The 12,957-nt window shown below is 34.1% G+C and carries 11 protein-coding genes and 1 pseudogene; 9 read left to right on the plus strand and 3 right to left on the minus strand.

Going from position 1 to position 12,957, the window contains the following annotated elements:
• The first annotated feature begins 82 nt into the window (after positions 1-82).
• From J7574_RS00955 to J7574_RS00995, 9 genes are all read left to right on the plus strand, one after another.
• Complete coding sequence (locus J7574_RS00955) at positions 83-946, plus strand: DUF58 domain-containing protein (RefSeq protein ID WP_290963008.1); 864 nt, start codon at positions 83-85, stop codon at positions 944-946.
• 73 nt (positions 947-1,019) lie between these two features.
• A complete protein-coding gene (locus J7574_RS00960; RefSeq protein ID WP_290963010.1) occupies positions 1,020-1,376 on the plus strand; it encodes a four helix bundle protein in 357 nt (118 codons plus the stop codon).
• Positions 1,377-1,462: 86 nt separating this feature from the next.
• Entirely contained in the window at positions 1,463-3,097 is a 1,635-nt protein-coding gene (locus J7574_RS00965; RefSeq protein WP_290963012.1) for a hypothetical protein, read from the plus strand.
• Entirely contained in the window at positions 3,097-4,098 is a 1,002-nt protein-coding gene (locus J7574_RS00970; protein ID WP_290963014.1) for a VWA domain-containing protein, read from the plus strand. The genes J7574_RS00965 and J7574_RS00970 overlap by 1 nt, the downstream gene beginning before the upstream one ends.
• Before the next feature lie 139 nt (positions 4,099-4,237).
• Positions 4,238-5,272 (plus strand): VWA domain-containing protein, encoded by a 1,035-nt coding sequence (locus tag J7574_RS00975; RefSeq protein WP_290963015.1) that lies wholly within the window; start codon positions 4,238-4,240, stop codon positions 5,270-5,272.
• A gap of 157 nt (positions 5,273-5,429) precedes the next feature.
• Positions 5,430-6,200 (plus strand): tetratricopeptide repeat protein, encoded by a 771-nt coding sequence (locus J7574_RS00980; RefSeq protein ID WP_290963017.1) that lies wholly within the window; start codon positions 5,430-5,432, stop codon positions 6,198-6,200.
• Between the two features lie 108 nt (positions 6,201-6,308).
• Positions 6,309-8,057 carry a BatD family protein gene (locus tag J7574_RS00985; RefSeq protein ID WP_290963019.1) on the plus strand — a complete coding sequence of 583 codons (1,749 nt, stop codon included), beginning with the start codon at positions 6,309-6,311 and terminating at the stop codon, positions 8,055-8,057.
• Positions 8,058-8,143: 86 nt separating this feature from the next.
• On the plus strand, positions 8,144-8,890 hold the full coding sequence (locus J7574_RS00990) for a tetratricopeptide repeat protein (RefSeq protein ID WP_290963021.1): 747 nt from the start codon (positions 8,144-8,146) through the stop codon (positions 8,888-8,890).
• A gap of 41 nt (positions 8,891-8,931) precedes the next feature.
• Complete coding sequence (locus J7574_RS00995) at positions 8,932-9,450, plus strand: hypothetical protein (protein ID WP_290963023.1); 519 nt, start codon at positions 8,932-8,934, stop codon at positions 9,448-9,450.
• A gap of 75 nt (positions 9,451-9,525) precedes the next feature.
• Here J7574_RS00995 and J7574_RS01000 read toward each other — a convergent pair.
• The 3 genes and pseudogenes from J7574_RS01000 to J7574_RS01010 all read right to left on the minus strand — a co-directional run.
• Positions 9,526-10,914, minus strand: a pseudogene (locus J7574_RS01000) (von Willebrand factor type A domain-containing protein); the annotation flags it as partial.
• A gap of 479 nt (positions 10,915-11,393) precedes the next feature.
• Positions 11,394-11,966, minus strand: a complete 573-nt coding sequence (locus J7574_RS01005; RefSeq protein ID WP_290963025.1) for a 5-formyltetrahydrofolate cyclo-ligase — start codon at positions 11,964-11,966, stop codon at positions 11,394-11,396.
• Entirely contained in the window at positions 11,953-12,933 is a 981-nt protein-coding gene (locus J7574_RS01010; RefSeq protein ID WP_290963027.1) for a succinylglutamate desuccinylase/aspartoacylase family protein, read from the minus strand. The genes J7574_RS01005 and J7574_RS01010 overlap by 14 nt, the downstream gene beginning before the upstream one ends.
• Positions 12,934-12,957: the final 24 nt, after the last annotated feature.

The raw sequence follows: 12,957 nt of genomic DNA on the forward strand, positions 1-12,957 counted from the left end.
GAACACTTATAAAAGACAGAATGACTTTTAGGATTTGAACTATACTGATCACTTTCTAACTGATCACTGAACACTCAAAAAAATGGATACAAAAGAGCTTTTAAAAAAAGTACGGAAAATAGAAATCAAGACCAAAAGATTGAGCAATCACATCTTTTCGGGAGAATACCACTCTTCATTTAAAGGACGAGGAATGACGTTTAGCGAGGTGCGTCAATACCAATACGGAGATGATATTCGTAACATCGATTGGAATGTAACCGCACGCTACAACGAAGCTCACGTAAAAGTATTTGAAGAAGAACGCGAATTAACCATGGTTTTAATGGTCGATATTTCGGGTTCGGAATCTTTTGGTTCTAAAAATCAATTCAAAAAAGACATCGTCACCGAAATTGCGGCAACGATGGCTTTTTCGGCTACACAGAATAATGACAAAATTGGTTTAATATTATTTTCTGATACTGTAGAATTATATATTCCGCCCAAAAAAGGACGTTCGCACGTACTTCGCATTATTCGTGAATTGATCGAATTTGAACCAAAAAGCCAGAAAACAGACGTTGCACAAGCTTTGAAGTTTTTATCTGGAACCCAAAAAAAGAAAGCGATCGTTTTTATGATTTCCGATTTTATGTCTGATTCTTATGAGCATACTTTAAAAATTGCTTCTAAAAAACACGACATCACAGGAGTTCGTGTGTACGATATTCGTGAAGAAAAAATTCCAAATTTAGGAATGGTTCACATGCTGGATGCCGAAACAGGAAAAATTCAATTGGTCGATACCGGTTCAAAAACTGTTCGAATGAATTACGAGAAACATTATCAAGAAAAGCTGAATTACTTTAAAGATACGTTTCGTAAATCAGGAGCAGGAATTGTCAACACCAGAGTTGATGAAAATTATGTAACTAAACTATTAGGCTATTTCAAATCGAGATAGAGATTTTTGATTTTTGATTAACGATTTTTGATTTATGATATTGAATGATTTATGATTAAGGAAGTATTTAAAAATGACTAAACAAGAATTAGAAAATAGATTGATTGATTTTGCTGCAACAATTATAATTATAGCAAGTAAGTTTGAGAAAAATTATGCAGGAAATCATTTGTCGGGACAAATAATTAGATCAGGAACATCGCCAGCTTTGAATTACGGAGAAGCGCAAAGTGCAGAAAGCAAAAAAGATTTTATTCATAAAATGGGAATTTGTTTAAAAGAATTAAGAGAAACATTTGTATGTTTAAAAATTATAGAAAAAGCAAATTTATCAACAGACCGTGAAGGTTTAATGCAAGTAAAAATAGAAGCAAATCAATTAATTTCAATTTTTGTATCCAGCATTAAAACATCAAAAATCAATTCATAAAAATTAAAGATTACAATTTTAGAAACTATTGACAATCCTTGGAAAAATCAAAAATCAGAAATCGTTAATCTTCAATCGTTAATCAAATGAAATTTAAACTTTATATATTTTTATTTTTACTTACTTCTACTGTTTTTGCTCAAAAACAAGTAGAAACAAGTATTGATACCACCAAAAACAAAATTGGTGCTGAGTTCAAACTGACGCTTAAGACAGTTGTATCTTCAACAGCAAAAGTTGAATTTCCTAAACTTAAAAATATTGGTCCGTTAGAAGTAATTCAATCTTATCCAATTGATACGGTTAAGAAAGATGCTACCAATTACGAACTTATCAAAAAATATGGTTTAACACAATTTGATTCTGGCCGTTATACAATTCCTAGCATTAAAATTTTAATCGATAAAAAAGCTTTTTATTCTGATTCGCTAAAAGTTGAAGTTGCCGCTGTGAAAGTCGATACTTTACAGCAGAAAATGTACGACATCAAAGATATTTCTTCTGTTGATGAAGGAATTGGAAACTGGTGGATTTATGTCTTAATAGTTCTAGCAATTTTAGGTGTTGGCGCTTTCGTTTACTGGTATGTTAAAAAACGCCAGCTGAAAAAAATCGAAGAAGAAGTTTATAAAACGCCTATCGAGAAAGCAACAAGTTTATTAAACAACCTAGAACAAAAAGAACTTGTACAAAAAGGAGAAATTAAAGAATACTATAGCGAACTTACAGATATTGCTAGAAATTATATCGAAGAAGCCATTCACATTCCGGCAATGGAAAGTACGACTTCTGAATTAATTACCGCAATTAGAGAAGCTTCTACCAAAAAGAAAATGACCCTTACGCCAGAAACAGTTGAGAATCTGGAGCGCGTTTTACGTCAGGCCGATTTGGTAAAATTTGCAAAATCGAAACCGCTTGAATTTGAAATTACTGAAGATAGAAATAAAATTCAGAAAGTCATTTTAACACTTGACAATGCTATCCCAACTGAAGTTCCAGAAAATATTGAAGATCAGTTATTGAACGAAGCGCAAAGACAAAAACAAATTAAGGAACAACTGCGCAAAAAACGTAATGCTAGAATTGGTTACACAGTTGCGGCTATCATATTTTTATTGTTTGCAACAACGACTTTCTTTGTGGTTACTAAAGGATTCAACTACGTAAAAGACAACATCATTGGACATCCGTCTAAAGAATTATTAGAAGGAGAATGGGTAAAAAGTGCTTACGGAAATCCAGCCGTTCTTATTGAAACTCCAAAGGTCTTAAAAAGAATGGATGCCGAAAAAGTACTTCCAAAAGAAACCATGGCATTAATTAAAGAAATGCAGCTGTTTGCATACGGAAGCATGATCGACAATTTTTACATTACGGTTTCTACAACAAAATTCAAACAGCCAACTGATATCGATTTATCTAAAGCTCTAGAAGGATCTTTAAAAGTAATCGAAGCGCAAGGCGGACAAAATATTATTGTAAAACAAGAAGATTTTCAAACTAATGAAGGTATTCAGGGAGTAAAAGGTTACGGAACAATGTCGATTCTAAATCCAGCAACCAAAACAAGTACAAAAGCATATTACGAATTATTGCTTTTCAAACAAGATCAAGGTTTACAGCAAATCATGATTTTACATGAAGAAGGTGATACTTATGCGAATGACATTACAACCCGAGTATTAAATTCTGTTGAACTTCAAAGAGCAAGCAACTAATGGGCAATATCAGTTTTTTAAATCCAGAATTTCTTTGGTTGTTTCTATTAATCCCGATTGCAATAATTTGGTTTTTCTGGAAACGCAACCAGCAGTCGGCTACCTTAAAAATGAGTTCGACAGCTGGGTTCCAAAACAGCGAATCTTTACTTACGAAATTAAAACCTTGCTTATACGTTTTTAGAATTCTTGCTTTAAGTTCGCTAATAATTGCCTTGGCACGACCAAGAACAGTAGACATCAGCAATCAGACTAAAACAACAAAAGGAATTGATATTGTAATGGCAATTGACGTTTCTGGATCGATGCTAGCAAAAGATTTAAAGCCAAATCGTATGGAGGCTTTAAAAAGAGTAGCCGCCGATTTCGTAGAAGAAAGACCAAATGATAGAATCGGATTAGTTTTATATGCTTCTGAAGCTTATACTAAAACTCCAGTTACAAGCGATAAAGCCATTATTCTTGAAGCCATAAAAGGCATTAAATATGATACTGTTTTACAAGATGGAACAGGCATCGGAATGGGATTGGCAACTGCCGTAAACCGTTTGAAAGACAGTAAAGCAAAAAGCCGCGTTATTATTTTACTTACCGATGGAGTTAATAATGCAGGTTTTATTGAACCAGAAACAGCATCTGATATTGCAAAACAATACGGAATTAAAGTATATACGATTGGTCTTGGAACCAACGGAATGGCAGAATCACCATACGCATACGCTCCAAACGGCGGTTTCTTGTTCAAAATGCAAAAAGTTGAAATCGATGAAAAGTTGATGAGAAACATCGCTAGAAAAACCGATGGAACTTATTTTAGAGCAACAAGCAACGATAAATTAGCAGAAATATACAACTCGATCAATAAACTAGAAACAACAGAAATTCAAGAATTGAAATTCTACGATTACGACGAAAAATACAGAATTTTTGTTTTGTTTGCAGGGTTCTTGCTATTATTAGAAGTTGGATTAAGAAATACGGTTTACAGAAGTTTTATTTGATTTTTTCAAAATCCAAAAATTCCTCCCGATAACTATAGGGACCAAATAACAATTTGGAATTTGGAATTTGAAGATTAAAAAGGGAATTGGAATTTGGAATTTATCCCGACAAAGATGGGATTGGAATTTTAAAACATTTATGGAATTAGACGAAAAAAAATATTTATATCTCTTATTACTTATCCCAATTGTGGTATGTATTTTTCTTTTCAATCTTTATTGGAAAAGAAGAACACAGCGCGAATTTGGTGATTTGGAAATGGTAAAAAGATTGAGCCCAGAGAAATCGGTTTTTAAACCTATTTTAAAAATCGTAGTAATTCTTCTGGCGCTTACTTGCTTGATTATTGGTTTGGTAAATCCGAAGATTGGAACCAAAATGGAAACCGTAAAACGAGAAGGTATCGATATTGTTTTTGCTGTCGATGTTTCTAAAAGTATGCTTGCAGAAGACGTCGTTCCTAGCCGTTTGGATAAAAGCAAACAGCTGGTTTCTCAAATTATTAATAATTTAGGAAGTGACAGAATCGGAATCGTAGCGTATGCAGGAAGCGCTTTCCCAGTTTTACCTATCACATCCGATTACAGTGTTGCCAAAATGTTCTTGCAAAGTATGAGTCCAGGAATGGTTTCGTCTCAAGGAACCTCTTTGGATGAAGCGATTAAATTGTCTTCGACTTACTTTGACGAAAAAAGTAAAACCAGCAAATTATTAATCCTAATTTCTGATGGTGAAGATCATTCTGAAGGTGCCGCTGCTGCTGCAGAAGAAGCCAATAAATTAGGAATGAAAATCATAACAATTGGTGTTGGAACAGAAAAAGGAGGCACAATTCCGTTAAAAGAAAATGGTGTTGTTAGAGGATATCAGAAAGATCAAAATGGAGAAACGGTAATCACCAAATTAAATCAAGAAGGTTTAAAAACTATTGCAAAAGCAACAAAAGGCGGTTATGTTTACGGCGGAAGCACCAAAGAAGTTTTAGAATATGTAAAAAATGCTTTAAACAATATTCAGAAAACTGAATTTGAAGCTACACAAATGGCCGAATTTCAATCGCAGTTTCAATGGTTTATCGGATTTGCATTTTTATTGCTTTTCCTAGATCTTTTCTTATTGGAAAGAAAAACAAGCTGGATCAAAGAATTGGATTTATTTAATGAAAAGAAATAAAAAAGTTAGCCACTAATTACTCAAATTCACGCGAAAACAAACAGCAAAGTTTTGTGAAATTCAAATAATAAGTAACGAATTAATTAGTGACAATTGGTGACTCGAACGATAGTGAACAGGCGAAGCAAATTCGTGGCAAACAAAAAACAAAATTAGAATGAAAAATTTACTCCTTTATATTTTACTAACAGTTTCTTTTGCAGTTTCTGCTCAAGAAAAAGACAAAACATTGCCTGCCGGGAATGAAGAATATAAACAGAATAAATTTACTGATGCTGAGGCAAACTATAGAATTTCGGAATCAAAATTTCCTAAAAAATCAGCTGCGGCATATAATTTAGGAAATACCATTTATAGACAAAATCAGATTTCGGAAGCTAAATTTGCTTACGCGAAAGCCATAAAAAATGCCAAAACGAGGCCTGAAAAGCACAAAGCTTATCATAATCTTGGAAACACTTTCATGAAAGAGAAAGATTATACGCAGGCAGTTGAAGCTTACAAACAAGCACTTCGGAATGACCCAACCGATGAAGAAACGCGTTACAATTATGCTTATGCCAAACAAAAATTAAAAGAGAATCCTCCTAAAAACGATCAGAATAAAGATAAAAACAAGGACAAAGACAAGGATAAGGATAAAAACAAAGACAAGAACAAGGACAACAATAAGGATAAAGACAAAGACAAGGATAAAAAAGACGATAAAGGCGACCAGGACAAAGACAAAAAAGATGGTAAAAACGATCCTAAGAAAGATGACAAGTCAGACAATCAAGGAGAGCCAAAACCACAACCTGGCGGAATATCAAAAGAGCGTGTTCAGAATTTGCTAGACGCGGTAAACAATGAAGAGAAGAAAATTCAAGACAAAGTAAACGCTCAGAAAGTAAAAGCTAATCCTAAGAAAACAGAAAAAGACTGGTAAAATTTGGTTAATCGTTTAACCGTTAATTTGTTTATTTGATCCAAACAATACGATTAAACAAAATGACGATTAAACGATTAAACATTAAAAAAAACGATTAAACAAATAATGAAAAGATATCTAATTCTATTTCTAATCACTTTTCAAGGACTTATGGCTCAGGTTCAATTTGAAGCCAGAGTTAGCAAAAACACCCTTGGACTAAACGAAAGACTTCGTATAGATTTCATTATGAATGTTGACGGAGACAACTTCGAGCAACCTTCTTTTGAAGGATTCAGAATGGTGGCGGGACCAAGCCAGCAGATTAGCCAGTCTTGGATAAATGGGCGAAGCTCTTTTCAAAAAATATATTCTTATATCCTGCAGCCTGAAAGAAAGGGAGCAATCACAATTAAGCAGGCCGCAATAGAATTCAATGGTCAAGTTTACAAAACCAATCCGATCAAGGTTACGGTAACCAATGCCGTTGCTCAAGAAAGAGATCCAAGCGACAGACCTCCAGGATCTGGAAATGAGTTATTGACTCTTGTTGCCGAGATTTCAAAAACAAATCCGTACTTAAACGAGCCTATTACAGCGGTTTACAAATTGTATTTCAATAATATTGGAGTTACCGGTTTTAAAGAATTAGCAAAGCCGAAATACAATGATTTCTGGAATCAAAATATCGATATTAAACAATTGGCTATCGAAGAAGGAAGTTTCCAAGGCCAAAGGTGTTATTATGTAATCCTGAAAAAGACCATTTTATATCCTCAAAAATCAGGAAGACTTACAATTGAACCACTTTCGCTAGATATTGGCGTACAATTGCCAACAAACCGTCGTGATATGTTTGGCCAAATGATTATTACAGAAGACAATAAAGTAGTTTCTGCTGGAGCAAAAACAATCAACGTAAGACCTCTTCCTGAAAGCACAAAACCAGAAGGATTTACTGGAGCTGTAGGAAGATTGAATTTTACCGTTACTCCATCAAAAACAACACTTAAAAATGGTGAGGGTCTTGACTTAATCGTAAGTGCTCAGGGAACTGGAAACATGAAGTTATTTACGCTTCCAAAACCTGTTGTGCCAAATGCATTAGAAATGTACGATCCTGTTCATGACGAACAAGTTACTACTTCGCTAAGCGGAATGTCTGGAAGAATCACAGACAAATACACAATTGTGCCACAATACCGAGGAAAATATGCCATAAAACCAATGCAGTTCTCGTATTTCGATTTGAGCACAGGAACTTACAAAACGATCACATCAAAAGAAATTATGGTTGATGTTCTGGATGGACCAACACCTGCAGAGGCAAATACAGGAGCATCAGCGTCTAAAAATGCTGTCGCGACAGCAGATCATTTCAAGAATATCAAATCTAAAACAGCATTGATTCCGATTGCTAAAAATGATTTTTACGATTCTAATTTATATCTAGGATTGCTGTTTGCACCATTTATCATCATTCCGATCATCATTTTAGCTAGAAAGAAAAAAGAAGCTATGGATAGTGATGTTACCGGAAATAGAATTAGAATGAACAACAAGCTGGCGAAGAAATATTTATCGCAAGCGAAAAAACATCTTAATAACAAAGAGCCTTTCTATATCGCATTGGAGAAAGCAATGCATAATTTCTTGAAAGCAAAACTGCATATCGAAACTTCAGAAATGAGTAAAGATAATATTAGAGAATTGCTGTTGTCTAGAAATGCAAATGCTGAAACGGTGCAGAATTTTATTGTGCTGACTGAAAACTGCGAATTTGCACGTTATGCACCAGCATCAAGCGCTTCAATTCAGCAAGATTATGATAAGGCTGTGGTGATTATTTCTGAATTAGAAAAACAGATTGTTTAATTTTTTACCGCAAAGTTCGTTAAGAAAATTGATTTAGATAGAGTCGAATTTAAGTTCGCAAAGTTGAAAATCTTATTATAAAGAAAATGAAAAACATACTATATCTCTTTTTATTAATCTCGCAGGTTTTCTTTGCGCAAGGGCGCTTTGAATCGGCTAACGCGTTGTACCAAAAGGGACAATATAAAGAAGCGGCACAGGTTTATGAAAACATCATAAAAGAAGATAAATTACATTCTGCAGAGTTGTATTTTAATTTAGGAAACTGTTATTACAAATTAAATCAGGTTGCGCCTTCGATTTACAATTATGAAAAGGCTTTGGTTTTGAAACCGCACGATCCCGAAACTTTAAATAATTTAAAATTCGCCAAAAAATTAACGATTGACGAAATCAAAGAAGTTCCTAAAGTAGGTTTTGCAAAACTGATTCAGAACTTTACTTCTATTTTTGATTATAATACTTGGGCCAAAATTTCTGTGGCGCTTGGTTTTGTGTTTTTACTGAGTTTTATTGGTTATTATTTCTCAAACGCTACATTAGCAAAACGAATTTATTTTGTTGGAATGTTCATTATTTTGGTTGCTTTTGCTTTAAGCATTTCAGCCGGAATGTCTGAGAAAAGCCATTTTGAAAACGATCGTGTTGCCGTAGTTTTTTCTGAATTAAGCCAAGTGAGACATGAACCTAAAAAATCTTCGAATGGAATTATTTTATTGCACGAAGGAGCAAAAGTTTATGTTTTGGAAAGCATTGCAGGCTGGAAAAAAATCGAATTAACAGATGGAACTCAAGGTTGGATAGATTCTTCAACGATTAAAGAAGTGAAATAGTTTTTTTAATACGGAATTGAAATCACTTAAATAACATTGAAATGATTAAAAAACTGTTTTTAGTTATATTATTTGGTTTCTCTTTTTCACTATTGGCTCAACAAGAAAAATTAAGTCTTGAAAACCAACAAAAATATTCCTTTGAACAACCAGAAAAAAAGACAGATTCATTAAAAATCATTAAAAGACAAAAACACGTTCGAGAAATTACTGGCAATTGGAAGATGCTTACTACTGAGTCTTGGGCATTGAGAGAACCTTCGGATAGTGTGGTTGGAAAAATGATCACAATCGAGCCAAGTCAAATATCGTTTTTGGAACTTTATCCGAAAGTAAAAAAGTGGAGTTTAGTCAAAACGGAAAAAATCATTTTTTCAGATAAAGAAAATTTAACTTCTAATCCGTTGCTAATGGTTTATTCAAACAAAGAGGTTTGGCAATATTTTGTTGATGAAAATTCAGGAAATTTGATTGCTACTTACATTGGAGAAGAAAATGAAAATGGAATATCAGAATTGGTCTGTAGTAATCCACAATTAAAATATTTTAAATTACAATAACATATTTTCAAATAAAAAAATCCCAAACTCCAAAGTAAAATTGGAATTTGGAATTTTTCATTTTTGGAATTTGAATTAATTCACTGCATCAACCAATCGTACAAATTCAGATCTATACCCATCTTCATCATTGGACAAACCCAATTTTGCCAATCTTTTGATATCCGAGCTTGAACTATTTGCGATATATTTTGAATCACGTAATTTTAATCCGAACCAAGAAACGGCTGTAGTGAATTTGAAATCTGGAGAGCTGTTTTCTAAGTCTGTTTTCTTATCTGCAATCACATTTATAATTTCAATACTTTTATTGCCATCAGGTTTTTTATATCTAAATTTCACTGTTGCCAACTCATCACTATGATTTTCGGTAGATTTCTGCGTTTTAGTGTATTTTAAATCTGACGGAACGTAATCACTTTCGACTCCAGTCGGGACAATCTCGTATAAAGCCGTAACCGAATGTCCGCTACCTAATTCGCCCGCATCAATTTTGTCGTTTTTAAAATCTTCAGCATTCAGTTTTCGGTTTTCATAACCAATCAATCGATAGGCTTGAACATGATTCGGATTAAACTCAATTTGAATTTTTACATCTTTCGCGATAGCAAACATAGAACCTTTAAATTCTTTCCCAAGAAAACGATTTGCCTCTTGAATGTTATCGATGTAAGCATAATTTCCATTTCCTTTATCAGCAAGGATTTCCATTTTAGAATCTTTATAGTTGCCCATTCCAAATCCAAGAACAGTCAAGAAAACACCAGATTCTCTTTTTTGCTCAATCAATTTCAACATATCATCATCAGACGAAGCGCCAACATTAAAATCACCATCGGTAGCTATCACTACTCGATTATTTCCTTCCTTGATAAAATTTTGCTGTGCCAGTTTGTAAGCTAATTCAATTCCTTCTCCTCCTGCTGTACTTCCACCTGCGTGCAAATCATCAAAAGCATCTATAATTTCATCTTTATTATCGCCAGAAGTTGGTTCTAAAACTACTCCCGCCGATCCTGCATATACGACGATCGAAACTTTATCAATGCTTCTCAGTTCTTTTACCAGAACTTTCATTGATTCTTTCAGTAGTGGCAATTTATTCTACTCGTCCATAGAACCCGAAACATCCACTAAAAAAACAAGATTAGAAGCTGGCAAATTTGCCATTGGAATGTTTTTTCCCTGCAAACCAATCTTTAGCAATCGGCTGTTTTTATTCCACGGACAATCGCTGTATTCTGAGTTGATAGAAAACGGATGCTGACCTTCTGGTTGCGGATATTGGTATTTAAAAAAGTTAATCATCTCTTCAACACGAACAGCGTCTTTTGGAACTTTTTGCCCTTCATTTATAAATCTGCGGATATTGGTATACGATGCATTATCAACATCGATAGAAAAAGTAGATAGAGGTTCTTTTAGCGGAGATTCAAACGGATTTTCTTCTAGTCCTGCATAACTTTCTGTATTCGTCTCGGGAATGTAAGTTTCCTCTGGAGTTAAATCGGTCGTTGTTACCGCAACAGCTGTAGAATCTGCAGTTTCTGCAGTTTCATAATTAGCTTTCTTACAGCTGAAAATAGTAAGTACGAGGAATGCCATCATAAAGAAATTAAGATTTCTCATAAAGTAAATTTTTAAAAATTAATAAAAGGTTATTGGCTTCAAATAAGGACTAGCATTCCGGATGTACTAGAGGCGATTATTTGCAATTTTTCGAGTAAGCAAAATCGTGCCAAAAATTTTAAAATGTTTTTCTTACGAGAAAATAAATTTGGAAACCCTTGTTTTATGAGGCATTTAGTCTGGAAATATTTTTTTGATTTTTGTAAAAATGAAAAATGTGAAACGTAAAATGTAATTCTGTATTTTGTCCATACAGAATCGTAGAGACGCACTGCAGTGCGTCTACATCCAGCATATCGGCAAAAATTGGAAATTTAAATAAATTGATAAATCTTCTCTGGGGTTACGCAATAATCCAATTTGATATCCGATTCAAAAACATCATCGATTTGAGATACAGATTCAAAAAAAGAAAGTCCGATTTTGATGGTTTCGGGTTTGCATTCGGCTAGGAATTTATCGTAAAAACCTTTTCCGTAACCGATTCTATTTCCAAAAATATCAAAAGCCAAAAGCGGTACAAAAACCACTTCAACTTTAGAAGATGGCACTTCGATTCCGTCAACTGGTTCTGGAATATTATATTCGTTCTTTCTGATTTTAGTATTATCGGTCAAAAGGAAATGAGTCATTTTTCTGGTTTCAAAATCGCTTTTCGAAACTAAAATTTCCTTGTCTTTTCCAGAAAGCAAATGCAGGACATATTCTGTATTGACTTCTTTCTGTTCTTCGATAGGAAGAAAAACATGATAGTAAGTTTTGTCCCAAATTGGCATTTGAATCAATTGGTTGGCAATATCCAAGCTCTTCTCTTCTACTTCATCAAAAGAAAGTGCTTTTCTGAAATTTTTATATTCTATTCGAAGTTCTTTTTTACTCGTCGGCATTATCGTCGGGAATTTTAGATAAATGATAAATGGCATCGCCTTCGTAAACAATTGGCGAATGGTTGGCATTAATTACGTAACCTTCATGCGGTGCTTTGACTTTTTGCTCAAATTTTCCGAACGGATCTGTAATAATCGCTAAGATAGTGCCTTTGGCTACAAATTTTCCAACCAGATTAAAATCATGCAGCAAACCCGAACATTTTGCTCGAAGCCAAACCGACTGTTTTATGTAAATGGAAGGTGTTAATGCAGGCTCCATAATTTGTTTAGAATCGAGCATTCCTAAATAATGAAGCAAACGTTTAGTGCCTAAAACGCCTTGATTGGCAATTTCGTTATTGATATCTAAAGATTTTCCGCCTTCAAAAAGAAGCATTTTTACATTGGCATTTTCAGAAGTTTTTCTAAAAGAGCCGTTTATATTTTTAGAATAAAGGGTAAATGGCGCGTTAAAAATATCGGCCAAGACTTTCAATTCAGGATTGTTTTCGGTAATTCGAATCTGCGGCGCATTAAAACGGCTTGCTCCACCTGCATGAAAATCAACCGCATAATCTAAAATCGGCAAAATTTCTTCGACTATATGAAATGCAAATCGGCTGGCAAGCGAACCTTTTTTACTTCCAGGAAAAACTCGGTTTAAGTCACGCCCGTCTGGAAATTCTCGAGATTTATTGACAAATCCGTACATATTGATGACCGGAATGCAGATTATTGTGCCGCGAGCGGGTCTGTTTATTTTTTTACTGATAATCTGACGAACGATTTCAACACCATTAATTTCGTCACCATGAATTCCTGCTGAAAATAAAATTGTTGGGCCATCCTGTTTGGAACGGCGCACAATAACAGGAATATTCAACTTGGTTGTAGTATGCAGTCTGGCAATTTCGACATTTATGGTTCTATGTTCTCCTGGCAAAATCGATTCGCCAAAAATAACCAATGGGGCACTATTTTTCATGTAGAATTATAAAATCTAAATATA

The sequence above is a fragment of the Flavobacterium sp. genome (assembly GCF_017744675.1).
Classification (GTDB): Bacteria; Bacteroidota; Bacteroidia; order Flavobacteriales; family Flavobacteriaceae; genus Flavobacterium.